This window comes from Streptomyces sp. NPDC055025, assembly GCF_053608565.1.
The window spans coordinates 25,536-50,666 of record NZ_JBSGVS010000008.1 but is presented as its reverse complement, the minus strand read 5'-3'; the positions used below and the strand labels follow the sequence as shown (position 1 = coordinate 50,666).

The following is a 25,131-nucleotide window of genomic DNA, read 5'->3' as shown; positions in this document are numbered from 1 at the left end:
CGAGGCGGGCGGGCCAGGGACTTGAACCCGTTCAAGCGACGTCATAGGGTGATCGCGAGACTTGAACACGTTCAAGTCCAGAGGGCGGTGAGGGATGTCCGTGCTGGTCAGCCCGATCATGGCGGGTGGCGCGCCGTCGGTCGCACCGGGCGAGCCGCGTCCCGTCGGGCTGTCGCGCATCCCCGTCGCATCGGGTCCGCCCCGACTACGCCGCCGGTGGCGCCGGGCCGTCGTGCGCACCCGGCCCGTCGCGCGCACCCGTGCCGTCGTGCGCACCCGTGCCGAGCGGGGCACCCGCCGGGAGCACCCGCGCATCCTCCGTGAGGAGACCGCCGTATGAAGCCCGTCCTTCCCACCCGGTCACGGCCCGCGCCGGACGGCGGTGTCCTCAGCTACCGCGAGGTGGGCGCCACCCGGCTCGGCCCGCTCCCGGAGGGCTATCACCATCTCCACCACCGCGTCAGGATCGGCCGGGGCCGTGCGGTGTTCGAGGCGGCCGGGACCGCCGTCACCACCTGGCGGCTGCACCGCTCGGCGGGCGCGCGGATCCGGGCCGGATCACCCTGGGCGGAGCCCGGCACCGATGTGGAGGTCTCCGCCGGCCTGGGCCCGCTGCGGCTGAGCGCCCCGTGCCAGGTGGTCTGGACGGCGTACGAGAGGGACCGCACCGGCTTCGCGTACGGGACTCTGCCCGGCCACCCGGAACGCGGCGAGGAGTCGTTCGTGGTCGATCTGCGCGAGGACGGCTCGGTGTGGTTCACGGTCATGGCGTTCAGCCGTCCCGCCCGCTGGTACGCGCGGCTCGCGGGGCCGCTGGTGCCGGTGCTCCAGCTCGGCTACGCGCGATGGCTGGGCCGTACGCTGCGCCGGATCGCCGCCGGGGGCTGAGCCCGCCGGGGGCCGAGCCGGCGGAGGAATCTCCGCCGGACGGGAGACGTCCCGTACCCCGGGTTCACGGGGGTACGGGACGGAGGTGTCCGGTCAGTCGATACCGGGCAGGATGTGCGGCTCCGCGAGGTCGTCCTCGTATCCGGCGAGCCGGATGGGAGCCGATCTGGCCCACACTTCGAGGTTGCCGATCTTCTCGGGGCCTGGCTTGGACTTGTCGGCCTTCGCCGGTCTTTCTTCCTGCTTGGTCGGCTTAAGTGTCACCGCGCACTCCTCTGCGTCGTGTAACTCTGGGACAGGGGCAGTTCCGTCGCGGTGTCGCCGTTTCAGAGACGGGACCGCGGCCTTGGTGGTGGGCCTGTCCCAGGGGCGGCCGTGGGGATGGTGTATCCCGTGCGTGGCCGCCCGTACCTCCCAGAGTAACCAGATGAGCGGCTCCTCGCTCTCCCGGGTTCACGTTCTGGTGATGTTCCGGCCGAACGGCGGATCACCAGTTGGCAGGTGCGTAGTCCTTGAGGAAGCAGCCGTAGAGGTCCTCACCGGCCTCGCCGCGCACGACCGGGTCGTACACCCGGGCCGCGCCGTCGATCAGGTCCAGCGGGGCGTGGAAGCCCTCGTCGGCGAGACGCATCTTGTCCGGATGCGGGCGCTCGTCGGTGATCCAGCCGGTGTCGACGGCGGTCATCAGGATGCCGTCGGACTCGAACATCTCCTGGGCGCTGGTACGGGTGAGCATGTTCAGCGCGGCCTTGGCCATATTGGTGTGCGGATGGCCCGCGCCCTTGTAGCCGCGGCTGAAGACACCCTCCATCGCGGAGACGTTCACCACGTAGGTGCGCTTGGCCTCGGCGGCGGCCATCGCCGGACGGAGCCCGCTGATGAGGATGAACGGCGCGGTGGAGTTGCAGAGCTGCACTTCGAGCAGTTCGACCGGGTCGACCTCGGAGACCGTCTGCACCCAGCTATTGGTGTCGTGCAGATCGGGTACGAGCCCGCCCGCGTCGATCGCCGTGCCCGCCTCGATCCTGGCGAGCGTGGCGGAGCCGCCGACCAGGGCGAGCGAGGTGATGTCGGAGGCGCTCAGGGCCTCGGCGCCGGCGGCGGGCAGCACGGCCTGGGCGCCGCTGCCGAACGCGCCGATCACCTGCGAGGCCGGGAGCTCCCCGGCGGGCAGGGGCGCGGACTCGGCGGCCAGCAGTTCGCGGTACGCCTGCGGGGAGCGGCGTACCGTCTGCGCGGCGTTGTTGATCAGGATGTCCAGCGGGCCCTCGGCCGCGACGGAGCCGACGAGGGCGACGACCTGCGCCGGGTCCCGCAGATCGATACCGACGATCTTGAGCCGGTGGATCCAGTCGTCGCTGTCCGGCATCGCCTTGAAGCGGCGGACGGCGTCCGCAGGAAAGCGGGTGGTGATGGTGGTGTGGGCGCCGTCGCGCAGCAGCCGCAGCGCGATGTACATCCCGATCTTGGCCCGGCCGCCGGTGAGCAGCGCGCGCTTGCCCGTGAGGTCCGTACGGGCGTCACGGCGGGCGCGGTTCTCGGCGGCGCAGGCCGGGCAGAGCTGGTGGTAGAAGGAGTCGACCTCGGTGTAGCGGGTCTTGCAGATGTAGCAGGAGCGGGGGCGCCGGAGTATGCCCGCGATCTCCCCGGTGACCGAGGAGGAGGGCAGCAGGCCCTGGGTCTCGTCGTCGATGCGCTCGGCCGAGCCGGTGGCGGTGGCCTCGGTGACGGACTTGTCATGGGCGGTCTTGGCGGCCCGGCGCTCCTGGCGGCGGCGCTGCTTCACGGTCCGGTAGACACCGGCGGTGGCACGCCGGACCGCGATCGCGTCGGGGTGGTCGACATCCAGCGAGTCGAGTTCGTCCAGCACGCTCAGACAGATAGCCATCCGCTCGGGGTCGATACCGGGGCCGTACTCCCCGGTCCCGTCCGGCGACTCCGGCTCCGGGACGCCGTCCCGCGCGGAGGATCCGCCCTGTGCCGGGATCCCGCCATGGACGGGGCTCTCGCCGTACGCGGGGCCGTCCTCTGTCACCGTCATCGCCGCTGCCGTTCCTCGATCACTTGTACGCCTGAGTCCCACATGGGGGTATTTACCGACCTTGCGGACATCCCCGCAGGTCAGGAGCATACCGATGGGGTGGGAGTCAACAAAATCCCGCCATTCTATCCGGTCGCGGTGTGCCGGTGCTCCCCCTCCGGGGCCGTCGGGACGCGCACGGCGAGGAAGGCCGTCTCCTTGCGGAGCCGGAAGCCCAGGGACTCGTAGAGCCTGATGGCGTTCGTGTTGGAGGCGGCGGCGTGCAGGAAGGGCGTCTCGCCCCGGGCCCGGATCTCATGGGCGACGGCCAGGACGAGCCGGGCCGCGAGCCCCTGGCCGCGGAACTCGGGCGCGGTGCAGACCGCGCTGATCTCGGACCAGCCCGTCGGACGCATCCGCTCCCCGGCCATCGCCACGAGCGCGCCCTCGCGGCGGATGCCCAGATAGGTGCCCATCTCGACCGTGCGGGACAGAAAGGGGCCCGGCTGGGTGCGTTCGACCAGGTCGAGCATCTCCGGCACATCGGCGGGACCGAGACGCACGGTCTCCGGATCCGGTGCGGCGGCCACCCCGGCGTCCACGAGCTGGACCCCGCCGGCCCGGAAGGTGATCTCCCAGCCGTCGGGCGCGGGGCCGTCGAAGCCCACGAGACCGAGGGATCCGCCGGGTCCCGCGAGGGCGGCGGCGTCGGCCCAGTCCCGGGCGCCGGGGTCCTCGGGCAGGGCCGCCCACAGCGACACCTCGGTCGGATAGCGCAGCAGCCGGCCGCGCCGCTCGGCGAAGTGGGCGTGCGGCCCGGTGAGCGCGGAGCGTACAGGCTCGTCCAGCGGATGGCGGCGAGGCCGCCGACCGGCGGACCCGGGATCGCCGGTACGAGCACCCGGAGTACGGGGATCGGGCGTACGGGGATCGGGCGTACGGGGGTTCGCGGTACCGGGATCCGGGGTCAGGGGGGCGGCCGGCGGGGCATCCGGCGTACGGAGCCCCGAGGGCCGGGAATCCCGGGGATGGGGCCCGGTGGGACGCGGTGCGGAGGGACGGGTGCTCACGCGCCGACCTCGATCACGATCTTGCCCTGGACATGTCCGTCCTCGACGGCGCGCAGCGCCTCGTCCGCGCGCTCCAGCGGGAAGGTCCTTGTCACATACGGCTTCAGGGTCCCGCTCACCACGAGCGCGGCGACCTCGTCGAGGACCGCGGCGGTACGGGCCCGGACGACGGCCGCGCCGCCCAGCTCCGGGACCGTGCCCTTGTCGGCCGCGCTGATCAGTCCCTTGGGGTCGGTGAGCACGCCGGCCGCCTCGCGCAGGGCGGGTCCGCCGACCAGGTCCAGGACCGCGTCGACACCGTCGGGCGCCACGGCCGCCACCCGCTCGGCGAGACCGGGCCCCGGGAGTACATGGACGACGCCCAGGGACTCGACGAACTCCTTCTTGCCCGCGCTCGCCGTACCGAGGACCCGGATACCGAGACCGCGCGCGATCTGTGCGGCGGCCACCCCCACTCCCCCGCCCGCGCCGGTGATCAGCACCGTGGCGCCGGGCTCCAGATCGAGCTGGCGCAGGGCGTCGTACGCGGTCGCCGCCGCGACCGGCAGCGCGGCCGCGTCCGTGAACGAGAGCGCGTCGGGCTTGTGCGCGGTGACCTCGACCGGAAGCAGGGTGTACTCCGCGTAACCGCCGGTGAGGGTGGAGCCGAAGACCGCGTCCCCGACGGCGAAGCCCGCCACCCCCGGGCCGATCGCCTCGACCACACCCGCCGCCTCGCTGCCGAGGACGGCGGGCAGTTCAGCTGGGGCGGAGCCGGGCCGGCGGTAGCCGTTGCGCAGCTTCCAGTCCACGGGGTTGACGCCCGCCGCGCGCACGGCCACCAGAAGCTGTCCGGGACCGGGGCTGGGCACCGGCAGATCGGCGAAGGTCTCCACCTCCGGGCCGCCGTGCTCGGTGAAGACATACGCCTTGGAGATGGCCTGGGACATGAAAATGGACTCCTCGTTCCGACCGATGGCACCGGGGTCGCCACCCGGGACAACAGAGTGTCCAAGGCGGATCGGCGGACCACTATTCCCTGGACGGCCGGTCCCGGTCGAGCGCGATCGGGGCGGTGCGGCGGGGGCCCTTCACCGGTGGAGCTCCGTACCTCCGCGGTGCCCCCGCGCCCTCGCGGAGGGCTACGGCCGGTGCACGTGGCACCCGGTGTGCCGGCTCCGGACGGACATGCCCCGGCCCGCCCGACGCGCGGGCGGACCGGGGAGCCGGCCGGATCGGCCGGGTCAGGAGGTGGCGCACTCCATCGACGCCGGGTCGGAGGCGTCGCGTATCAGTGCTTCATGGGCCGCCTTGAGCCGCTTCGCGTCGGGTTTCAGCACTCTGCGGTCATAGGTGAGCAGCCCGTTCAACTCGCCCTCCACATCGGAGATCTGGGTGTAGACCGCGCCGTTGCCGCCCCGGCAGGCGAGCGTCCTGACGGTGTCGAGGTGGGCCAGATACTCGTCGGTGTACACGGTCTGGTCGACGCCGACATAGGTGTGCTGTACCGGCCAGGCATGGCCCGGCACCGCGAGTCCGAGTCCGCCGTACTCACCGCTGACCAGTGCCCGTACGCCGTCGGGCGCGGGCAGTTGCGGGCTCGGATAGCCGTGGGCGTCGGCGATGTCGCCGTTGCCGCCGTCGACCGCGCCGCAGCAGTTGAGGCCGCTCATATTGTTGATCAGCCGGGTCGGGTCCCAGGACTTGGCCCGGTCGGCGACGCGTGCCTGGTCGTACTGGCCCCAGCCCTCGTTGAAGGTGACCCACATGACCACCGAGGGGCTGCCGCCGTGCTGGTCGATCATCTCCTTCATCTCGTGTTCGTACTGGGCGCGGGAGGCCGCGTCCGGGGTGATCGTGTTCATGGCGGGCATGTCCTGCCAGACCAGCAGTCCGAGCCGGTCCGCCCAGTAGAACCAGCGGTCGGGCTCCACCTTGATGTGCTTGCGCACGGAGTTGAAGCCGAGCCGCTTGTGCGTCCTCAGGTCGTACGCCAGCGCCTCGTCGGTCGGCGCGGTGTGCAGTCCGTCGGGCCAGAAGCCCTGGTCGAGGGTGGCCATCAGAAAGACCGGCTCGCCGTTGAGGACCGTACGCGGCGCTCCGTCGACCGTCCCGACGCCGATCGAACGCATACCGAAGTAGCTGCCGACCCTGTCCTTCCCCGCCGTCACCTCCAGCCGGTAGAGATACGGATCGTCGGGCGACCAGAGCCGCGGACCGGGTACGGGCACACGCAGTGGCGCTCCGCTCCGGCCGGTGACCGTGCCCACCTCGCGCCCGCCCTCGTACGCGGTGGCCGTGACCGGCACACCGTCCCGTATCCCGCGCACCTCGACGGTGAGCCTCTCCCCGGGCACATCGGGGGTGAGCTTCAGGGAGTCGGCGTGGTCGGGTGCGACCGGCTCCATCCATACGGTCTGCCAGATCCCGGAGGACGCGGTGTACCAGATTCCGCTGGGGTCCAGACGCTGTTTGCCGATGGGCGGGTTCTCGCCGTCCCGGGCGTCGGTCGGGTCGTAGACGCCGACGATCAGTTCCTGGGTGCGGCCGGGCCGCAGCGCGTCGGTGACATCGGCGCCGAACCGGTCGTAACCGCCCTTGTGCTCGGTGACCTTGGCGCCGTTGACATAGACCTCGGCCTGCCAGTCGACGGCGTCGAAGTTGAGTTTCAGCCGCTTGCCGTCGCCGATCCGCCAGTCCGGCGGGACCGTGAAGGTACGGCGGTACCACATCCGGTCCTCGTGCCGTTCGACTCCGGAGAGCCGCGACTCGACGGGGTACGGGACGAGGATCCTCTCGGGGAGCGTGCGGCCGACGGGCGGGCTCTCTCCCGGCCCGGCGGCGGCGAACTGCCACCGCCCGTTGAGGTTCTGCCAGGCGTCACGGGTCAACTGCGGCCGGGGGTACTCGGGATGGGCGTTCCCCGGTCCCACGTCCTTGGCCCAGGGGGTGGTGAGCTGGTACTCGGAGATGTTGGGTCCGCTGCTCCAGAACGCCGCGACGGCCTTGCCCTGGCGCGCGGCAAGTCCGCCGGTTCCGTCGTAGCGCAGATCCGCGGTGCCGCCCCTGCCGACGACCGGCTCCTTCAGGCCCACCAGCAGCCGTCTGGCGTCCGCCGGATCGCCGGTGACCGTGGCCAGCGGCCACTCCGCGCCACCGATGACCGCGCTCAGATGGGCGGCGAGCCCGGCGGGCGGCGGGGCGAGGGGCTGGGCGAAATCCAGCCTCAGGGTGCGGCCGTCGGGCAGCACGGTGGCGGCGAGGGCGCCGTCGTACGCGAAGCCGTCGGGCAGCCGGAAGGCGGACTGGGGCACCGGCCGTTCCGTACCACCGGGCTCGGTCCACCTGAGATGCAGATTCGAGCCGCCGTAGTGCTCGAAGTACTCCACCTTGATGTCGTAGGACCGGCCTCCGGTCAGCTCGACGGGCGGGGCGGTCTGTTCGTTCTCCCAGTCGTCGACCCAGTGGTCGATGGTCAGCCGGCCGCCGACCCAGAGCCGGAACCCGTTGTCGCCGATCATCGAGAAGGTGTGCGGACCTGTGGTCTCCGGCACGATCTTCCCGGTCCAGCGCACGGTGGCGTCGTCCGCCCGTCCCGTGGTGGCGCTCAGCCGCGGATCGAGGTTGCCGAAGTCGATCGCGGGGTCGAAGACGGTGGCCTTGAGTTCATGGAAGTCGAAGGCTCCGGGGGCGGACTGGGTGTAGTACTCGCCCTTGAGGCCACGGGCCTCGGCCGGGTCGTCCACGGCCGAGGCGGCGGGGGCCGCGGTGAGTCCCGCGGCGCCGAGTACGGCGGCGAGCAAGAGGGCCAGTTTTCTTCGGATGCGCACAAGTCCTCCTTGAAGCTGAGGGTGGCGGCTCGTTGCGACGGTCTGTACAACGTTGGAAGGAACGGCAGTTGGCATGACAGCACGCCGTTCCTTCACTGTCCAGGGTCCTGACCGAGTCGGGACCGGCACCGTATATAACGTTGTACAAACTGGGCGGGGGCGGACCCGAGGGGCCACCCCGGAGGGGAAGTGCCGATGAACGTCAGCCTCAGGGATGTCGCGGAGCGCGCGGGCGTCTCCATCAAGACCGTGTCGAACGTGGTCAACAACTACCGGCATGTCACGCCCGCGATGCGGGCCCGGGTCCAGCGGGCGATCGACGAGCTGGGCTACCGGCCGAATCTGACGGCGCGTCATCTGCGCAAGGGGCGTACGGGCATTCTCGCGCTGGCCGTGCCCGAGCTGGGCAACCCGTACTTCGCCGAGCTGGCGGGCGCGGTGATCGACGCCGCCGCCGAGCACGAGTACACCGTGCTGCTCGACCACACCGGGGGCCGCCGTGAGCAGGAGCTCCTCGTCAGCCAGGGGTTCCGGGCGCGGGTCATCGACGGGCTGATCCTGAGCCCCATCGAGCTGGAGCCGGAGGATCTGCTCGGGCGTGACCACGACGCTCCGCTGGTGCTGCTCGGCGAGCGGGAGTACGACCTGCCGTACGACCACATCGCGATCGACAATGTCGCGGCGGCCAGGACCGCGGTACGGCATCTGCTCGCCCTCGGCCGCACCAGGATCGCCTTTCTGGGAGCGCGTACGGACCGGGTGAACGAGCCCTCGCAGCTCCGGCTGCGCGGCTGGCGTACGGAGCTGACGGCGGCCGGGGTGCCCGCGCCGGACTCGCTGGTCGCGCCGACGGGCGGCTGGGACCGCGCGGACGGCGCGGCGGCGATGGCGCGGCTGCTGGACTCCGGCGAGCTGCCCGACGCGGTCTTCGCGTACAACGATCTGATCGCGATCGGCGCCATGCGGGTGCTGTCCGAGCGCGGGCTCCGGGTACCCGGGGATGTCGCGGTGGCCGGCTTCGACGACATCACCGAGGGCCGCTACGGCACGGTGACGCTGACCACGATCTCACCGGACAAACAGACCATCGCCCGGCTCGCCGTGCAGTCGCTGGTGGAGCGGCTGCGGGACGGGGCGGAGGTCCGGGAAACCGCGTCGGCGCGTGAACTCCGCGCGGATTTCACCCTGGTGGAGAGGGAGAGCACCCGCGGCGGACGGTGACCGTGCCCCGCCGCACCGTTGCGGCAGGAGGGGTTTACAGGTCTCGTACAACGATGTAAAAACCTTCCGAACGATCTCAACGCACCAACTGACCGTACGAGTTGGCCTCCCGTGGGCGCTCAGCGCGCCGGGGCCGCGCCGAGATGGGGTTCCGCCATGAAGTCTTCCGCGTTCCGCCGCACCACGACCACGACCGCTCTCGCCGCCGGCCTCACCGCCGCTCTCGTCCTGACCGGATGCGCGAGGACCGAGGACGACGCGGCCGGTGACACGTCCTCCGCCGCCGGGGGCGACACGGGCCAGATCGTCGCCACTCCCGCCCCCGGGGGCGGCGAGACCTGCACCGTCGAGCAGTTCGGGGGCGCGAGGACCGATCTCGCCACCGCGACCGTCGGCTTCTCCCAGTCCGAGAAGGAGGCGAACCCCTTCCGGATCGCCGAGACCGCATCGATCAAGGCGGAGGCGGAGAGGCGGGGCGTCAAGCTCCTCACCGCCAACGCGCAGACGCAGTTCTCCAAGCAGATCAGCGATGTCCAGGATCTGATCGCCAAGGGCGCCGACCTGCTGGTGATCGCCCCGCTCAACTCCGACGGCTGGGGTCCGGTGCTGCGCGCCGCGGCGGCCAGGAAGATCCCCATCGTGACCGTCGACCGGAAGATCAACGCGACGCCGTGCCAGGACTATGTGAGCTTCATCGGCTCGGACTTCGTCGAACAGGGCAGGCGGGCCGCGGACCGGATGATCGAGGCGACCGGCGGCCGGGGCGAGGTCGCCATTCTGCTCGGCGCCGCGGGGAACAATGTCACCACCGAGCGCACCAAGGGCTTCAAGGACCGGATCAAGGCCGAGGCCCCCGGTCTCCGGGTGGTGTTCGAGCAGACCGGTGAGTTCGCCCGGGAGAAGGGCCAGCAGGTCACCGAGCAGCTCATCCAGTCCGACCCGGACATCACCGGGATCTATGCCGAGAACGACGAGATGGGGCTCGGCGCCGTCAACGCGCTGAAGGGCGCGGGGAAGAGGCCCGGTGACGTCAAGATCGTGACCGTGGACGGTACGCGCAACGCGGTGCGGGGCATCGTCGACGGCTGGATCTCCGGGGTGATCGAGTCCAACCCGCGCTTCGGACCGCTCGCCTTCGCGACCCTCGACGCCTTCACCAAGGGCGAGAAGGTCGCTCAGGACATCGTCATCCAGGACAGCGCGTACACGGAGGAGAACGCGAAGTCCGGTCTGGGCAAGGCCTACTGACATGCTGTCGGTCAGCGGACTGACCAAGTCCTTTCCCGGCGCGCGGGCCCTGGACGGCGTGGATCTCACCGTCGGGCCCGCCGAGGTCCACGCGCTGATCGGGGAGAACGGCGCCGGCAAGTCCACCCTGATCAAGGTGCTCACCGGGGTGTACCGGCCCGACGAGGGCGAGATCGTCCTCGCGGGCCGGCCGGTACGGTTCGCCACCCCGCTGGAGGCGCAGCACGCCGGGATCTCCACCATCTACCAGGAGGTCAATCTCGTCCCGCTGATGAGCGTGGCCCGCAATCTGTTCCTCGGGCGGGAGCCCCGCGGCCGGCTCGGGCTGATCGACTTCCGCCGGATGCACCGCGAGGCGGACGAGGCGCTGCGCGCGCTCGGGCTGCGGGTCGACGTACGGCGGCCGTTGCGCTCGCTCGGTGTCGGCGCCCAGCAGATGGTGGCGCTGGCGCGGGCCGTGGCGGCGGATGCCCGGGTGGTCGTGATGGACGAACCCACCTCCTCGCTCGAACCGCGCGAGGTCCGCACCCTGTTCGAGGTGGTCAGGACGCTCAGGGGGCGCGGGATCGCGGTGATCTATGTCAGCCACCGGCTCGACGAGCTGTACGAGATCTGTGACACCGTCACCGTGCTGCGGGACGGCAGACGGGTGCACACGGGCCCTCTCGCGGAACTCGACCGGCTGAAGCTGGTGTCGCTGATGCTGGGCCGGGAGATGGCCGAGGTGCGCGGCGAGGGCCGCACCGGGTTCACCGGCGCCCGCCGGACGGACGACGAACCGGTGCTCGAAGCAACGGATCTGACGGCGCGTCACTCCCTGCGCGGGGTGTCCGTGCGGGTCCGCCCCGGTGAGGTGGTGGGACTCGGCGGACTGCTCGGCTCCGGCCGCAGCGAGACCGCCAGGGCCATCGCCGGGGCGCTGCCGGCCGACTCGGGCCGGGTGCTGGTGGCGGGTGTTCCCGTACGGACCGGCTCCACGCCCGCCGCGATCAGGGCGGGCATCAGTCTGCTGCCCGAGGACCGCAAGGCCGAGGGCATCGTGCCCGGACTCTCCGTACGGGAGAACATCGCGCTGGCCGCGCTGCCCGGACTCTCCCGCTTCGGTCTGGTGGACGACGCCCGGATCGACCGGGTGGTGGACACCTTGGTGAAGCGGCTGCGGATCAAGGCGTCAGGACCGCATCAGAAGGTGGGTGAGCTGTCCGGGGGCAATCAGCAGAAGGTGCTGCTCGCCCGGTGGCTCGTGATGCGGCCCAAGGTGCTGCTCCTGGACGAACCCACGCGGGGCATCGACGTCGGCGCCAAGGCCGAGGTGCGGGGCCTGATCGACGAACTCGCCGGCGAGGGACTCGGGGTGCTGCTGATCTCGTCCGACATGGAGGAGCTGATCGAGGGCTCCGAGCGGGTCGTGGTGCTCCGGGACGGCGCGGTGGTGGCGGAGCTGACCGGGGCCGAGGTGACGGAGGAGCGGCTGCTGCGCGCCATCGCCTCAAAGGAGGGGGGACACGATGACTGAGCTGGCGGCGCTCCGGCGTGTATCCCCGGACCGGGCACGGGCGTCGGCCCTCCTCCAGGAGTACGGCGTCTACGCGGGCGTGGCCGTGCTGCTGCTGGCCAACATCCTCTTCACCCCACACTTCCTGTCCGCCGGGAACTTCCGCACCCAGGCGGTGCAGGTCGCTCCCGTACTCGTCGTCGCGCTCGGCATGGCGCTGGCCATCGGCAGCGAGGGAGTCGATCTGTCGGTCGGTTCGGTGATGGCGCTGTCGACCTCGCTGCTCTCGCTCTATCTCGGCTACGGCCCCTGGATCGCGCTGATCGCGGCGGTGCTCGGCGGCGCGGCGGTCGGTCTCGCCAACGGCTCGCTGATCGCGTTCATCGGGGTGCAGCCGATCGTGGCGACCCTGGCCCTGATGGTCGCGGGCCGCGGACTGGCGCTGGTGCTGCTCCCACAGCTCAAGGACGTACGGGACCCGGGCATGGCCTCGCTCGGGTCGGGCGATCTGCTCGGCGTCCCCTATCCGGTGCTGATCGCGGCCGTGCTGGCGCTCGCCGTCGCCTTCACCGTACGGCGTACCACCTTCGGCAGACAGCTCCTCGCGATCGGTGACAGCCGGCCGGCGGCGAGGCTCGCCGGGCTCCCGGTGCGCCGGGTGCTGATCCTCGTCTACATCTGCTCGGGCGTGCTCGCCGCCCTCGCCGGAGTGCTGGCCACGGCCCGTCTCGGGGCGAGCGATCCGACCTCGCTCGGGACGCTGATGGAGCTGTCCGCGATCACCGCCGTGGTGGTCGGCGGCACCCCGCTGAGCGGCGGACGGATCAGGATCGGCGGCACGGTGGCGGGCGCCGTACTGATCCAGTTGCTGACCGCCACGCTCATCAAGCACGATCTGCCGCCGTCCTGGACGCAGATCGCCCAGGCCGTGGTGATCGTGCTCGCGGTCTACGCGGCACGGGGACGGGGGAAGCGATGACCACGGTGGAGACCGGGAAGGGCGGGACGAGCGGTACGACCGGCAACGGCGGGACGACCGGGAGCGGCGGGAGGCGGGCGGGGAAGGACGGGAGGGCCGGGAAGGGCGGTTCCGCGCGGGTGGCGGAGGAACAGCCCGGCGCGGGCCGGGCCGAGCGGCTCAGCGCGTTCGCACAGCGGCACGGCGCTCTGGTGACGCTGATCCTGGTGGCGCTCGCCGCCTCGATCGGCTTCGACACCTTCGCGACCGGCGACAATCTGGCGAACATGGCGGTCTCCTCGGCGTTCCTCGCCGTGGTCGCCCTCGGCATGACCTTTGTCATCATCACCGGCGGTATCGATCTCTCGGTGGGCTCGCTGTTCGCACTCGGCGGGGTGCTCGCCGCCTGGGGTTCCCGGTACGGCACGGCCGTCGCGCTGCTGCTGCCGCTCGCGATCTGCGGGGCGATCGGCCTGGTCAACGGCTTGCTGATCGCACGGGCCCGGCTGGCGCCCTTCATCGTGACGCTGGCCGCGATGCTGCTGGCGCGCGGTGTACTGCTGTCGGTCACCGACGAGGGGTCCACCACCTATCTGGTGGACGAGACGTCCTTCTTCGCCCGGCTCGGCCAGGACACACTGCTGGGAATCGGTGTGCCGGTGTGGATCACGGCGGCGCTCTTCGTGCTGGGCGCGGTCGTGCTGCGCCGCAGCCGGTTCGGCCAGTATGTGTACGCGGTCGGCGGCAACGAGGACGCGGCGGCCCTGATGGGCGCCCCGGTGGCCCGTACGAAGATCGCCGTCTACACCCTCTCCGGGCTCTGCGCGGGACTCGCGGGGGCGCTCAACGCGGCCTGGCTGGTGTCCGGGGTGACCATCCTCGGCGCCGGTCTCGAACTGGAGGCGATCTCGGCCGTGGTCATCGGCGGCACCCTGCTGACCGGCGGGTTCGGCTTCATCAGCGGTTCACTCGTGGGCGTCCTGCTGCTGAAGGCCATTCAGAATGTGATCAATCAGATCGGTTCGCTGGACTCGGCGTACCAGCAGGTCGTCAGCGGAGCGTTTCTCGCGGTGGTGGTGATCGCCCAGACCTGGCTGGGCCGGCGGCGCCGGATGCTCTGACCGGTCGGCCGGTACGCCTGTACGGCCGGTCCGCGGCGGACCGGAAGGGGTGCCCGGATCGCCGGGCACCCCTTCCGGTCAGGTCAATTCAGCTCAGGTCAGGTCAATTCGGGGCAGGACTGGGCAGGGCAGGGCCGGTCAGACGACCCGCTGTCCCTTGCCCAGGGCGATGACCCCGTTCCCCGAGACCGTGTACAGCTCCCGGTCGCGCCCGGGATTGACACCGATCGTCGCGCCGGGCGGCACATCCACGTTCTTGTCGAGGATCGAGCCGCGCACCACCGCCCCGCGCCCGATCCGTACGTTGTCGTGCAGCACGGAGCCCTGGACCACCGCGCCCTCCGCCACCACCACACCCGGCGAGAGCACGGAGCCGGTGACCTGACCGCGGATCACACACCCGGGTCCGACGATGGAGTCGCTGGCGATCCCGCCCGCCACGAAGCGCGCGGGCGGCAGCTGGCCGGGGTGGGTGTAGATGGGCCAGCGGCGGTTGTCGAGATTGAACACCGGCTGGTGCGAGATCAGATCCATGTGCGCGTCGTAGTACGAGTCGAGCGTGCCCACATCGCGCCAGTAGCCGTGCTCCCTGGGGGTCTCGCCCGGCACATGGTTGTCCTGGAAGTCGTAGACCTGGGCCATCCCCCGCTCGGTGAGCATGGGCAGGATGGAACCGCCCATGTCGTGCACCGAGTTCTCGTCCTCCGCGTCCCGGTGCAGCGCGTCGACGAGGACCTTGGTGGTGAAGAGATAGTTGCCCATCGAGGCGAAGACACGGTCGGGGTCGCCCGGCAGGCCCGGCGGATCGGACGGCTTCTCCAGGAACCGTTCCACCTGGGTGCCGTCCGAGGCCGGGGTGATGACCCCGAACGACGAGGCCTCCGCGCGCGGCACCCTGATCCCGGCGACGGTGACACCCGCGCCGTTCTCGATGTGCTGCCGGAGCATCTGGCGCGGGTCCATCCGGTACACATGGTCGGCGCCGAACACCGCGATGTAGTCGGGCTGTTCGTCATGGACGAGATTGAGCGACTGGAGGATGGCGTCCGCGCTGCCCAGGTACCAGCGCGGGCCCAGCCGCTGCTGGGCGGGGACGGGTGTCACATAGTTCCCGAGGAGACTGGACATCCGCCAGGTGGTGCTGACATGGCGGTCCAGCGAGTGCGACTTGTACTGCGTCAGCACACACATCCGCAGGATGTCGCCGTTCACCAGATTCGACAGGACGAAGTCGACGAGGCGGTACGTACCGCCGAAGGTCACCGCTGGTTTGGCCCGGTCCGCGGTGAGCGGCATCAGGCGCTTGCCCTCGCCACCCGCCAGTACGATCCCGAGCACCGAAGGTCCGCCACGCATCGCCGCTCCCTCTATTCGGACTTGAGAAGCTCCTGGTACACCTCGTACGTACGGCGGGCGACCCGGTCCCAGCCGAACGCGCCGACGGCGCGCTCCCGGCCCGCCGCCCCCATCCGCGCCGCCGACTCGGGGTCGTCGAGCACCCGGTTGAGGGCCTCGGTGAGTCCCGACTCGAAGGCCTCCGGACGGCGTTCGTCGTACGGCACGAGCAGTCCCGTCGTCCCGTCGTCCACGACCTCGGGGATACCCCCGACCGCCGAGGCGACGACGGCCGTTCCGCAGGCCATGGCCTCCAGGTTGACGATACCGAGCGGCTCGTACACCGAGGGGCAGACGAACACCGTGGCATGGGTGAGGAGCTGGATCACCTCGGGGCGCGGCAGCATCTCGGGGATCCAGTGGACACCGTCCCGGGTCCGCCCCAGCTCCTCGACCAGCTCCCGGAACTCCCGGCCGATCTCGGGGGTGTCCGGGGCGCCCGCGCAGAGCACGAGCTGGGCGCCGGGGTCGAGCGCGCGGGCGGCACGCAGCAGATGCGGGACGCCCTTCTGCCGGGTGATCCGGCCGACGAAGAGCACGTAGGGCCGCTCGGGATCGAGACCGATCCGGTCCAGTACGGCGGTGCCGTGGTCGGGACGGTAGAGCCGGGTGTCTATGCCGTTGTACACGACATGCACCCGGCCGGGGTCCAGCGCGGGATAGCAGGCGAGGATGTCGTCGCGCATCCCCCGGGAGACGGCGATGACGGCGTCCGCGGCCTCCACGGCCGTACGCTCGGCCCAGCTCGACAGGGCGTAACCGCCGCCGAGCTGTTCCGCCTTCCAGGGGCGCAGCGGCTCCAGGGAGTGCGCGGTCACCACATGGGGGATGCCGTACAGCAGCTTGGCGACATGGCCGGCCAGATTGGCGTACCAGGTGTGCGAGTGGACCAGCTCGCGCCCGTCGAGCGCCGCCGCCATCGACAGATCCACGGAGAAGGTGCGCAGGGCGTCATTGGCCCCGTCGAGCGCGGGGGCGGCCCGGTGCCGGACCACTCCCCCGTCCCCCGCGGGTACGGGCTCCCCGCCCGTGCCCCAGCAGTGCACTTCGAGATCGGTCAGGGAGCGCAGCTCCCGGGCCAGGAATTCCACATGGACGCCCGCGCCCCCGTAGACGTCCGGCGGATATTCGCGCGTGAGCAGGCCGACTTTCACGCCATCCCCCGTTCCCAACCTGGCGGTCGCAGCCCTGTCATGGTCACCCGGATTCGGCCTGGACGGAAGAGCGCGACGGCGGCCGGTCGAAGACGCAGTCCCCGCAGAGCCCGCCCGCCGGGCAGCGGTAATAGAGACAGCAGCTGCGCCGTCTGAAGGATCCGGCCACCGTGGCACCGGTGGCGCGCAGATCGGGATGGCCGAAAAGCTCCGCCGCCAGGGCGCCGGTCCGCTCGGCCACCCCGGGCCGGCCGTTCCGCTCTCCCCAGGCGCTCAGCTCCCGGGCGGCGCCGGCGAGGGCGGAGCCCGCGTTGCCCCACAGAAGCCGGGGCGAGATCCGTCCGTCGCGCCGCAGGGCCTCGGCGAGAGGTACGAGATGGCCGTACTGCACCACCTCGCGCACGCTCGCGGCGGTGGCGGGCAGCGCCCGCGCCCCGGTGACGGCTCCGCTCACGGCTCCGGCCGGGACTCCGGTGAGGACGAGATCGTCGGGCGAGGTCAGATCCGGGTCCCAGGACAGCCCGCGCGGATCCAGATCGGGCACGGCGCCCGCCAGTACGGCGCCGCCGAGCGCGATCGACCAGAGCCGGGCGGCGAGACCGAGCTGTGCGACGGAGGCGGCGATCCGGCGTTCGGGAGCGCGCAGCCGGGCCGCGACCCGGTCGACCCGCGCCGTCAGCGGGGCGTGGTCACCCTCGTACACCTGGGCGAGCGGAACGTGCGCGGCACCGGGCGCACCGGTCCTCAGGGCGAAGAATCCGCCCACGGAGCCGATCTCCGCCAGTGCCACGGGACCGATACGGTCCGGCGGGTCCTGCTGATCCACTCCGCACCCTCTCCCTCACTGTCCGTGATTTTCTTCCCGGTGTCGCGACGGCCCGCGACCGGTCCCGGCGTACCGGGAACATCGTCGCCCATGGCCATCCATCCGGCGCTGACCTGGGCGACCCTCCATGGGAGGACATCCTCTTCCACCTCGTACTACGACAGCAGTACGCCGGATTGACCTCTCCAGGACGACGCCCTGAACACACGAACGAGAGATCGTGGGAGGCATGAGTGCCCTCGCCCTGTCCGTGCTGCTCTCCCTGGTCTCCGCGGTCGCGTACGCGACCGGCGCGATCCTCCAGGAGCGCGTCGCGGCGAACACCCCCGACCGCCCCTACGCGCCGCTGCACCACGGGGTGTGGTGGGCGGCCGTGGTGCTGAACGGTCTGGGTGCGGCACTCCATGTCGTGGCGCTGGCGTACGGACCGCTCAGCCTGGTCCAGCCGCTCGGCGCGCTCACCATCGTCTTCGCCCTGCCCCTGGCGGCGCTCTTCGTGGGCCGGAAGGCCGGCCGCGTGGCCTGGCGCGGCGCGCTCATGGCGAGCGTGGGGCTGGCGGGGCTGCTCGCGCTGACCTCGGGCAGCGACACCCGCACGCTGGACGGCGGGGAGCGGCTGGTTCTGGCCGCGGCCACGCTGGGCGCAGTGGGTGTGCTCTTCCTCGCCGCGCAGCTCGTGGGCCGGCCGGCCGTACGGAGCGTGCTGCTGGCGGGCGCGGCCGGGGTCGCGTTCGGTATCGCCTCGGTCTTCACCAAGACGGTCACGGTGGACTGGACCTCGGATGCACCGAGCGTGCGGCTGCCGAGCCTGCTGATCATCGCGGTCCTCGCGGTCGGCGGGCTGCTGCTCTCCCAGGCGTCCTACCGGGGCGCGGGGCTGGCCGCCCCGCTGGCGACGGTGACCGTCATGAATCCGGTGGTCGCCGCGACCGTGGGCCTGACGCTCTTCGGCGAGCAGTTCCGGTACGGCGTCCTCGGTACGGTGCTGGCGCTGGGTTCCGGTGTGGTCGCCGCGGGCGGGCTGATCATGCTCACCACGGAGCGGCTCGGGGCCTCGCGGGCGGGCGGACCCGGAGCGCCGTCGGCGCCGTCGGCCGCCCGGAAGGCCTCCGGTCACCCGAGCCGTCCCGGGGCGGGCCGTCCTGGGGCGGCCGGGGCAGGCGGCAGCACGGCGGCCCCGGCCCCGGACGCTCCCTCAGAGCCTGACGCCCAAGGCCCGCAGATAGGCGAGCGGATCGATGTCGGACCCGTAGTCCGGCCCCGTACGCATCTCGAAATGGAGATGCGGTCCCGTACTGTTACCGGTCGATCCTGACCGCGCGATCCGCTGGCCGCCGCCGACCTGCTGGCCCTCGCGCACATTGAGCGCGGAGAGATGCGCGTACTGGCTGTACTTGCCGTCCTCGTGCCGGATGACGATCTGATAGCCGTACGAGCCCGCCCAGCCGGCCGAGACCACGTGTCCGGCGGCGACGGCCTTCACCGAGGTGCCGGTGGGGACCGGGAAGTCCACACCCGTGTGGTAGCCGCTGGCCCAGGAGCCGCTCTGGCGGTACTGGGTCCCGGTGGAGGCGGAGACGGGGGCGGTGGCCGCGGCCGTCTTCGGCCTCTCGGCGCGGGCGGGTGCCTTGGCCTGCTGCTTCTTCTCCGTCTGCGTCGGCTTCTCGGCCTGCTTGGGTTTCTCGGCCTGCTTCGGCTTCGCCGCCGCCTGCCGGGGCTTCTCCGGCTGCTTCTGCTGGGCCGTCTGCTTCGGCTTCTCGGCCGGTACGGGCTTCGCCTTCTCCTCGGGCCGCGCGGTGCCGCCGCCCTTCGGGGGCGCCAGGACATGCAGGACGAGCTTCTGGCCCGGGAAGATCAGATCGGGGTCGGTGCCGATGAGCCGGCGGTTCTCCTCGTACAGCCGCTGCCAGCCGCCCTTGACGGACTCCTCGACGGCGATCGCGGAGAGCGAGTCCCCGCGCGCCACGGTGTAGCCCTCGCGCTGGGTCGGGACGGTGGTGGGCGACGCGGGCCTCTTCTGCCGGGTCTGCTCGGTCTGCCGGCTCTGCTCGCTCTTCGTCCGGAGCGGGCCGCTCGTCCTCTCGCTCGCGGCCTGGGGCGCGTTGCCGCCGTCGCCGGTCCGCTCGGGGCCGATGTCCGGCGCGTCGCCGCCCCGGGTCAGTCCGGCCGGGCCCGAGCAGTTGGGCCAGGCGCCGGGGCCCTGCCCCTTGAGCACCTTCTCCGCGACGGCGATCTGCTGGTCCTTCGTGGCCAGATCGGCGCGCGGCGCGTAGCTCCCGCCGCCGTACGCCTCCCAGGTGGACTGGGTGAACTGGAGCCCGCCGAAGTAGCCGTTACCGGTGTTTATCTGCCAGTTGTTCGTCGACTCACAGGCCGCGACCTTCTCCCAGACGTCCACCGACGCCCCGTGCGCCGACCCCGCGGCGATGAGCGGCAGTGCCATCCCCGCGCCGCTCGCCGTAACGGTCAGCGATGCGCGGTTGATTCGGCTCGGCTGATACCTGCGGTGCCGACCGTTTGCGGCCATGACTGGGCTCCCCCACTGGCTGTAGGACACGTCGCAACCGGACAACTTACGGGCTGGGTACGCACCGTGACAAGACCTCAACTACCGGCGACAGCAACCCGGTTCGGTCGACCGGTGTCCTGCCCGGTCAGCGGCCCGGACCGGGTCCGCCATTGACAGCGCGCAGGCCCTCCCGCGAGTCTTGGCCGAGCCAATGGGAGAGCGCTCTCCCGCTGGAGGGCGAAGGGGGTCACCCATGACCGAGGAAGAGATCGGCCATCTGCTGGAGAAGCTCGACCTCGGGCAGAAGGTGCGGCTGCTGACCGGCGCGAGCAACTGGCGTACGCATCCGGAACCGGCCCTCGGACTGCGCGCCCTCACCTTCTCCGACGGCCCCGCCGGGGTGCGCGGCGACGCCTGGGACGAACGGGACACCTCCCTCGTCCTGCCCTCCCCGAGCGCGCTCGCGGCTTCCTGGGACGAGGAGCTGGTCACCGAGCTGGGCGGGCTGCTCGCGGCGGAGGCCCGGCGCAAGGGGGTCGACGTGCTGCTCGCCCCCACCCTCAATCTGCACCGGTCGCCGCTGGGCGGGCGCCACTTCGAGTGCTTCTCCGAGGACCCGCTGCTGACCGGCCGTACGGGCGCCGCGCTCATCCGGGGCGTCCAGGGCGGTGGAGTGGCGGCCACCGCCAAGCACTTCGTCGCCAACGACGCGGAGACCGACCGGCTCACCGTCGACGTACAGGTCGGCGAACAGACCCTGCGCGAGGTGTATCTCGCGCCCTTCGAGACGGCCGTCGAGACGGGGGCCTGGGCGGTGATGTCCGCGTACAACCGGGTCAACGGGGTCACGATGGCCGCGGGACCGCTGCTGGACGAACCGCTCAAGGGCGAGTGGGGCTTCACGGGAGCGGTGATCTCCGACTGGGGCGCGGTCCGCTCGCTGCTCGACACCGCGCGCGCCGCGCAGGACCTGGCGATGCCGGGGCCAGGAAGCCCCTGGGCCGACGGGCTGCTCGCCGCCGTGCGGGAGGGGCTGGTCCCCGTGGCACGGATCGACGACAAGGTACGCAGACTGCTGCGGCTCGCCGACCGGGTGGGCGCGCTGGGCGAGCGGCCCGTGGCACGGCGGCCGTCGGCTCCGGCGGCGGACCCGCGCGGACTGCTGCGCCGTGCGGTCGCGGCGGGGACGGTCCTGCTGCGCAACGAGGGCGGGCTGCTGCCGCTCGACCCGGCGGGGACACGCTCCGTCGCGGTCATCGGCCCCCATGCCACGGCGGTCCGTATCCAGGGCGGCGGCAGCGCCGAGGTGTTCCCCGCCTCCGTGGTCTCGCCGCTGGCCGGTATCACCGCCGCGCTGGACGGATCGGCCGAGGTGACCCATGTCCCGGGGCTGCCGCCGGGCGCTCTGCCCAGGCCCCTGGAGCGGAACTGGACCCGTGATCCGCGCGACGGCGAACCGGGCGTGCTGGTACGCCTGCTGGACGCCGGCGGGAGCGAACTCCACGCGGAGCACCGGCTGTCGGGGCGGATCGTGGAGCCCGCCCGGGTGCCGGGGGCAAAGACGGTGGAGATCCGGGCGCTGATCCGCCCGGACCGGGACGGCGCCTGGACGCTCGCGGTCGGCGGCTGGGGACCCGTGACCCTGTCCGTCGCCGGACGCACGGTGCTGGACGGCACCTTCCCGCTGGACTCCGACGATCCGACGCGGATCCATGTCGCCCCGCCCTACCGCTCCGTACGGGTCGCGCTGACCGCCGGGACCGAGGTGGAGGTGGTCGCCCGGCGCGGGCTCGCGCCCGGCACGGGGGTGGCCACGGTGCTGGCCGCCGCCCCGCCGCCCGGCGACCCGGCGGCCGATCTCGCCGCGGCCGTCGCGGCGGCGCGGGACGCCGATGTCGCCGTGGTCGTCGTCGGCACCACCGAGGAGAGCGAGTCGGAGGGCCGCGACCGGGACTCGCTCGCGCTGCCGGACGGTCAGGACGAGCTGGTACGGGCCGTGGCGCGGGCCAATCCGCGGACGGTGGTGATCGTGAACGCGGGCGCTCCCGTCACCCTTCCCTGGCGTGCGGAGGTGCCCGCGCTGCTGCTCGCCTGGTTCCCCGGGCAGGAGGCGGGGGACGGTCTCGCCGATGTGCTCCTCGGACGCTCCGAGCCCGGCGGCCGGCTGCCCACGACCTGGGCGGCGGCGCGGGAGGACGTCCCCGTGCTCCGTACCCGGCCCGAGGAGAACAGACTCGTCTACGCCGAGGGGCCGTATGTCGGCTACCGCGCCTGGCTGAGATCGGACGCCGCGCCCGCGTACTGGTTCGGCCATGGACTGGGCTACACGACCTGGTCGTACGGCACGCTGGAGGCACCGGACACGGTGGGCGCGGGTGAGCCCTTCGACGTCCGTGTACGGCTGCGCAACACGGGCGGGCGGCGCGGACGCGAGGTCGTACAGCTCTATCTGTCCGGTCCCGGACCGGCGGAACCGCCGGCGCACAGGCTGGTCGGATATACGGCGGTCGTCGCGGAGCCCGGCGAGGAGGTGGTCGCGGTGGTACGGGTCGACGGCCGCGCGCCGGCGCGCTGGTCGACGGAGCACCACCGCTGGGAGTGCGCCCCTGGCGACTACACCCTGCACGGCGGACGCTCGGCCGGGGATCTGCCGCTCGGGGCGCCGGTCACACTGTCCCCGGCGCCACCGCGCTCACCAGGGGCAACCACGGAGAGCGCTCTCCGCTGATGCTATAAAGGGGGTCATGACGGAAGACCCGCGACCGGCAGGCGCACCCACCCTGGAGGATGTGGCGCGAGCCGCCGGTGTCTCCCGCGCCACGGTCTCGCGGGTCGTCAACGGCGTCCGCAATGTCGACCCGGCGATACAGGAATCCGTACGGCAGGCGGTGGCCGCGACCGGCTACACGCCCAACCGCGCGGCCCGCTCACTGGTCACCCGGCGCGCGGACGCGATCGCGCTGGTGGTCTCGGGAGCCGGGGACGACTCGGACGGGGAATCGGCGGACAGCGCGGCGAACGGCTCGGCCGGTGGCTCCGCCGCCGGACCGGCCCCGCGGGACACGAGAGACACCGCCCCCGGCGCGGCGGCGGACGAGAGCGAGGGCGCGGCCGGTCCGGACGGCGCCAACAGCTCTTTCACCGCACGGGTCTTCGCCGACCCGTTCTTCGGCCGGGTGGTGGCGGGGGTCGTCAACTACCTCCGGCCCCGGGGGATGTATCCGGTGCTGATGTTCGCCGAGACCTCCCGCACCCGTGACGAGGTCGTCTCGTATCTTCGCCAGGGCAACGCGGACGGCGCGCTCGTCGTGTCGACCCATGCCGAGGACCCGCTGCCCGCGCTGATCACGGACGCGGGGCTGCCCGCCGTCCTCTACGCGCGCCCGGCCCGGCCCGCCCGAATCAGCTATGTCGATCTCGCCCATCAGGACGGGGCGCGGCTGGCCGCCGAGCATCTGCTCGCACGCGGCTGCCGGCGGATCGCCACGATCACGGGTCCGCTGGACGTGCCCGCGGGCCAGGACCGGCTGGCGGGCTTCCGCGACACGATGGCGCGGCGGGGCCATCCCTACATCCCCATCGCCGAGGGGCGGTTCACCCAGGAGAGCGGGGAGACGGCGATGGAGCGGCTCCTCGCGGAACACCCCGATCTCGACGGTGTGTTCGCGGCGAACGACCTGATGGCGGTGGGCGCGTGCCATGTCCTGCGTGAACACGGCAGGCGGGTGCCGGAGGATGTCGCGGTGGTCGGTTTCGACGACAGCAGCGCGGCGCTCGCCTGCCGGCCGCCGCTGACCACCATCAGACAGCCCGTGGAGGAGATGGCGGGGGAGATGGCCCGGCTGTTGCTGGACCGGCTGGCGGGCCCGGACCACGCGGTCACGTCGGTGATCTTCGAACCGTCGCTGGTGGTGCGCGGCTCGGCCTGACCCGACGGCCTCCCACCCGCCCTGCCCGGCTCTCCGTCAGGCCATGGGTACGGATTCGGGCCGGATCAAACGGGCATTTCAACCAAAGTCGCCCAAGTTGTAGCATTTCATCGATCCGTCATAAACCCGGCGACGTCGGCCCACTCAGCCCGCCGGCTCCTCCGCCACCGTCGAAGCACGATGCCAGCGGCGGGACACGGAGATGCCGCCCGGGTCCGGTTCCTGGGACGGCCCCGGCAGCCTCGGACGGCTGCCGCCGCGCGCGAGGAACGCGGCGAGGGGCAGCGTCGCGGCCCCCACCGTCACCGCGTCCGGGCCGAGATGGCCCAGCTCAATGGTGGTGCGCTCCGCCGGGTGCCGGAGCGCGTACGCCTCCGCGTGGCGCCGGATCTCGGGCAGCAGATGCGGCCCGATCAGCAGTCCCGCCCAGCCGCCGAGCAGGATGCGCTCGGGCAGGAAGAGATTGATCAGATCGGCGACGGCCGCGCCCAGACATCTGGCGGTGTCGTCGAGGAGCGACACGGCCACCGGGTCGGGCTCGATGCCGTCGTCCTCGGGAAAGGCCGCTTCGAGCAGCGCCGCCAGCGCGGTCTCGTCGTCCGCGTCGTCCGGGAGCGGTCCGCCCGCTTCGTACCATCTCTCGCGCATCGCCTCCGCTCCGGCGTACGCCTCCAGACAGCCGATGGAGCCGCAGCGGCAGCGGCGTCCGCCCATGTGCACGGTGGTGTGGCCCCATTCGAGCGCGCTGCCACGGCCGCTCTCCTCGACCAGCGCGCCGCCGTGGATGACGCTCGCGCCGACCCCGGAGCCGATGAGCGCGATCGCGGCCGTGCCGGCTCCCCGGCCGCCGCCGAACCACATCTCGGCCTGTCCGAGGGTTTTGGCCCCGTTGTCGATGAAGAGCGGCACCTCGGACGGTACGTCCAGGACGGCGCGCAGCAGCTTCTCGAAGGGGACGGCGGTCCAGCCGATGGTCTGGCCGTGCACCACGGCCCCGTCCCGCCCACCGCGTTCGATGATCCCGGGGACCCCGATACCGATACCGAGGAGCCGCTCCGGATCGACGCCCGCGTCGCGCAGCACATCGGCGACACCGGAACAGACATGGGAGACGATCCGCTCGACGTCGTAGCCGTGCTGGGCCAGCAGCCGGTCGGTACGGGCCAGTTCCGTGAGGGAGAGATCGAAGAGCTCGACACGGACCCGTGTCTCACCGATGTCGATTCCGATGAGCAGTCCCCCGCCGGGGGCGACACGCAGCAGTGTACGGGGGCGTCCGCCGTCGGAATCGACGACTCCCGCCTCCTCCAGAAGGCCTTCGGCGGCGAGTTCGGCAACGACGTTGCTGATAGAACCTGAACTCAGTCCGGTGGCGGCACCCAGCTCCTGGCGGCTCAGCGGACCGTCGAAATACAACCGTTGTACAACCCTGGCACGGTTGTCCCTTCGCAGGTCACGCACCGTCCGTCTGCCGCGCTCTCCCATGGT

Annotated in this window: 20 protein-coding genes; 10 read left to right on the top strand and 10 right to left on the bottom strand. The window is 71.9% G+C overall.

Annotation, left to right across the window (positions count from 1 at the left end; translation table 11 throughout):
- Positions 1 to 94 precede the first annotated feature (94 nt).
- On the top strand, positions 95 to 340 hold the full coding sequence (locus tag ACWGDX_RS07355) for a hypothetical protein (protein ID WP_453623115.1): 246 nt from the start codon (positions 95 to 97) through the stop codon (positions 338 to 340).
- On the top strand, positions 337 to 888 hold the full coding sequence (locus tag ACWGDX_RS07350; protein ID WP_453623113.1) for a DUF1990 family protein: 552 nt from the start codon (positions 337 to 339) through the stop codon (positions 886 to 888). Before ACWGDX_RS07355 ends, ACWGDX_RS07350 begins: the two co-directional genes overlap by 4 nt.
- Positions 889 to 981: 93 nt before the next feature.
- Here ACWGDX_RS07350 and ACWGDX_RS07345 read toward each other — a convergent pair whose 3' ends face one another.
- The 5 genes from ACWGDX_RS07345 to ACWGDX_RS07325 form a co-directional block, all read right to left on the bottom strand.
- Positions 982 to 1,152, bottom strand: a complete 171-nt coding sequence (locus ACWGDX_RS07345) for a hypothetical protein (RefSeq protein WP_363086094.1) — start codon at positions 1,150 to 1,152, stop codon at positions 982 to 984.
- A gap of 223 nt (positions 1,153 to 1,375) precedes the next feature.
- On the bottom strand, positions 1,376 to 2,776 hold the full coding sequence (locus tag ACWGDX_RS07340; protein WP_453623321.1) for an SDR family NAD(P)-dependent oxidoreductase: 1,401 nt from the start codon (positions 2,774 to 2,776) through the stop codon (positions 1,376 to 1,378).
- Positions 2,777 to 3,054: 278 nt separating this feature from the next.
- Positions 3,055 to 3,756: a GNAT family N-acetyltransferase gene (locus ACWGDX_RS07335; protein WP_453623319.1), complete on the bottom strand. Its 702-nt coding sequence runs from the start codon at positions 3,754 to 3,756 to the stop codon at positions 3,055 to 3,057.
- Between the two features lie 218 nt (positions 3,757 to 3,974).
- On the bottom strand, positions 3,975 to 4,895 hold the full coding sequence (locus ACWGDX_RS07330) for an NADP-dependent oxidoreductase (RefSeq protein ID WP_453623317.1): 921 nt from the start codon (positions 4,893 to 4,895) through the stop codon (positions 3,975 to 3,977).
- Positions 4,896 to 5,201: 306 nt separating this feature from the next.
- Positions 5,202 to 7,862 carry a PA14 domain-containing protein gene (locus ACWGDX_RS07325; protein ID WP_453623111.1) on the bottom strand — a complete coding sequence of 887 codons (2,661 nt, stop codon included), beginning with the start codon at positions 7,860 to 7,862 and terminating at the stop codon, positions 5,202 to 5,204.
- Positions 7,863 to 7,982: 120 nt separating this feature from the next.
- Here ACWGDX_RS07325 and ACWGDX_RS07320 point away from each other — a divergent pair, with 120 nt between their 5' ends.
- The 5 genes from ACWGDX_RS07320 to ACWGDX_RS07300 all read left to right on the top strand — a co-directional run bounded on the left by ACWGDX_RS07320 (position 7,983) and on the right by ACWGDX_RS07300 (position 13,830).
- Positions 7,983 to 9,008 (top strand): LacI family DNA-binding transcriptional regulator, encoded by a 1,026-nt coding sequence (locus ACWGDX_RS07320; RefSeq protein WP_453623109.1) that lies wholly within the window; start codon positions 7,983 to 7,985, stop codon positions 9,006 to 9,008.
- A gap of 156 nt (positions 9,009 to 9,164) precedes the next feature.
- Positions 9,165 to 10,256, top strand: a complete 1,092-nt coding sequence (locus ACWGDX_RS07315; RefSeq protein WP_453623108.1) for an ABC transporter substrate-binding protein — start codon at positions 9,165 to 9,167, stop codon at positions 10,254 to 10,256.
- Between the two features lies 1 nt (position 10,257).
- On the top strand, positions 10,258 to 11,772 hold the full coding sequence (locus ACWGDX_RS07310; RefSeq protein WP_453623106.1) for a sugar ABC transporter ATP-binding protein: 1,515 nt from the start codon (positions 10,258 to 10,260) through the stop codon (positions 11,770 to 11,772).
- Positions 11,765 to 12,730: an ABC transporter permease gene (locus ACWGDX_RS07305; RefSeq protein ID WP_453623104.1), complete on the top strand. Its 966-nt coding sequence runs from the start codon at positions 11,765 to 11,767 to the stop codon at positions 12,728 to 12,730. Before ACWGDX_RS07310 ends, ACWGDX_RS07305 begins: the two co-directional genes overlap by 8 nt.
- Positions 12,727 to 13,830, top strand: a complete 1,104-nt coding sequence (locus tag ACWGDX_RS07300) for an ABC transporter permease (protein ID WP_453623102.1) — start codon at positions 12,727 to 12,729, stop codon at positions 13,828 to 13,830. The genes ACWGDX_RS07305 and ACWGDX_RS07300 overlap by 4 nt, the downstream gene beginning before the upstream one ends.
- Positions 13,831 to 13,968: 138 nt before the next feature.
- On the opposite strand, the gene glgC is transcribed toward ACWGDX_RS07300, so the two are convergent.
- Genes glgC through ACWGDX_RS07285 form a run of 3 tightly spaced genes read right to left on the bottom strand, consistent with a single transcriptional unit; the run spans position 13,969 to position 17,169 of the window.
- Positions 13,969 to 15,186 carry a glucose-1-phosphate adenylyltransferase gene (glgC, locus tag ACWGDX_RS07295; protein ID WP_453623100.1) on the bottom strand — a complete coding sequence of 406 codons (1,218 nt, stop codon included), beginning with the start codon at positions 15,184 to 15,186 and terminating at the stop codon, positions 13,969 to 13,971.
- Positions 15,187 to 15,197: 11 nt separating this feature from the next.
- A complete protein-coding gene (glgA, locus tag ACWGDX_RS07290; protein WP_453623098.1) occupies positions 15,198 to 16,379 on the bottom strand; it encodes a glycogen synthase in 1,182 nt (393 codons plus the stop codon).
- Positions 16,380 to 16,422: 43 nt separating this feature from the next.
- Positions 16,423 to 17,169, bottom strand: a complete 747-nt coding sequence (locus ACWGDX_RS07285) for a (2Fe-2S)-binding protein (protein ID WP_453623315.1) — start codon at positions 17,167 to 17,169, stop codon at positions 16,423 to 16,425.
- A gap of 265 nt (positions 17,170 to 17,434) precedes the next feature.
- Here ACWGDX_RS07285 and ACWGDX_RS07280 point away from each other — a divergent pair, with 265 nt between their 5' ends.
- Positions 17,435 to 18,520, top strand: a complete 1,086-nt coding sequence (locus ACWGDX_RS07280) for a DMT family transporter (protein ID WP_453623096.1) — start codon at positions 17,435 to 17,437, stop codon at positions 18,518 to 18,520.
- Here the strand turns inward: ACWGDX_RS07280 and ACWGDX_RS07275 are convergent.
- Complete coding sequence (locus ACWGDX_RS07275) at positions 18,401 to 19,732, bottom strand: transglycosylase family protein (protein WP_453623094.1); 1,332 nt, start codon at positions 19,730 to 19,732, stop codon at positions 18,401 to 18,403. The genes ACWGDX_RS07280 and ACWGDX_RS07275 overlap by 120 nt on opposite strands.
- Positions 19,733 to 19,967: 235 nt before the next feature.
- On the opposite strand from ACWGDX_RS07275, the gene ACWGDX_RS07270 reads away from it, so the two are divergent.
- Together ACWGDX_RS07270 and ACWGDX_RS07265 are read left to right on the top strand one after the other, a co-directional pair.
- Entirely contained in the window at positions 19,968 to 22,442 is a 2,475-nt protein-coding gene (locus tag ACWGDX_RS07270) for a glycoside hydrolase family 3 C-terminal domain-containing protein (RefSeq protein WP_453623092.1), read from the top strand.
- Between the two features lie 16 nt (positions 22,443 to 22,458).
- Positions 22,459 to 23,643, top strand: a complete 1,185-nt coding sequence (locus ACWGDX_RS07265; protein ID WP_453623090.1) for a LacI family DNA-binding transcriptional regulator — start codon at positions 22,459 to 22,461, stop codon at positions 23,641 to 23,643.
- A 144-nt stretch (positions 23,644 to 23,787) separates the two neighbouring features.
- Here ACWGDX_RS07265 and ACWGDX_RS07260 read toward each other — a convergent pair whose 3' ends face one another.
- Positions 23,788 to 25,128 carry an ROK family protein gene (locus ACWGDX_RS07260; RefSeq protein ID WP_453623088.1) on the bottom strand — a complete coding sequence of 447 codons (1,341 nt, stop codon included), beginning with the start codon at positions 25,126 to 25,128 and terminating at the stop codon, positions 23,788 to 23,790.
- Positions 25,129 to 25,131: the final 3 nt, after the last annotated feature.

Bases quoted from the DNA above. Each gene is read 5' to 3' on its own strand.
- ACWGDX_RS07355 (WP_453623115.1), top strand. From the start codon at position 95: ATGTCCGTGCTGGTCAGCCCGATCATGGCGGGTGGCGCGCCGTCGGTC.
- ACWGDX_RS07350 (WP_453623113.1), top strand. From the start codon at position 337: ATGAAGCCCGTCCTTCCCACCCGGTCACGGCCCGCGCCGGACGGCGGT.
- ACWGDX_RS07340 (WP_453623321.1), bottom strand. From the start codon at position 2,776: ATGGCTATCTGTCTGAGCGTGCTGGACGAACTCGACTCGCTGGATGTC.
- ACWGDX_RS07325 (WP_453623111.1), bottom strand. From the start codon at position 7,862: ATGCCAACTGCCGTTCCTTCCAACGTTGTACAGACCGTCGCAACGAGC.
- ACWGDX_RS07320 (WP_453623109.1), top strand. From the start codon at position 7,983: ATGAACGTCAGCCTCAGGGATGTCGCGGAGCGCGCGGGCGTCTCCATC.
- ACWGDX_RS07315 (WP_453623108.1), top strand. From the start codon at position 9,165: ATGAAGTCTTCCGCGTTCCGCCGCACCACGACCACGACCGCTCTCGCC.
- ACWGDX_RS07310 (WP_453623106.1), top strand. From the start codon at position 10,258: ATGCTGTCGGTCAGCGGACTGACCAAGTCCTTTCCCGGCGCGCGGGCC.
- ACWGDX_RS07305 (WP_453623104.1), top strand. From the start codon at position 11,765: ATGACTGAGCTGGCGGCGCTCCGGCGTGTATCCCCGGACCGGGCACGG.
- ACWGDX_RS07300 (WP_453623102.1), top strand. From the start codon at position 12,727: ATGACCACGGTGGAGACCGGGAAGGGCGGGACGAGCGGTACGACCGGC.
- glgC (WP_453623100.1), bottom strand. From the start codon at position 15,186: ATGCGTGGCGGACCTTCGGTGCTCGGGATCGTACTGGCGGGTGGCGAG.
- ACWGDX_RS07280 (WP_453623096.1), top strand. From the start codon at position 17,435: ATGAGTGCCCTCGCCCTGTCCGTGCTGCTCTCCCTGGTCTCCGCGGTC.
- ACWGDX_RS07275 (WP_453623094.1), bottom strand. From the start codon at position 19,732: ATGGCCGCAAACGGTCGGCACCGCAGGTATCAGCCGAGCCGAATCAAC.
- ACWGDX_RS07270 (WP_453623092.1), top strand. From the start codon at position 19,968: ATGACCGAGGAAGAGATCGGCCATCTGCTGGAGAAGCTCGACCTCGGG.
- ACWGDX_RS07265 (WP_453623090.1), top strand. From the start codon at position 22,459: ATGACGGAAGACCCGCGACCGGCAGGCGCACCCACCCTGGAGGATGTG.
- ACWGDX_RS07260 (WP_453623088.1), bottom strand. From the start codon at position 25,128: ATGGGAGAGCGCGGCAGACGGACGGTGCGTGACCTGCGAAGGGACAAC.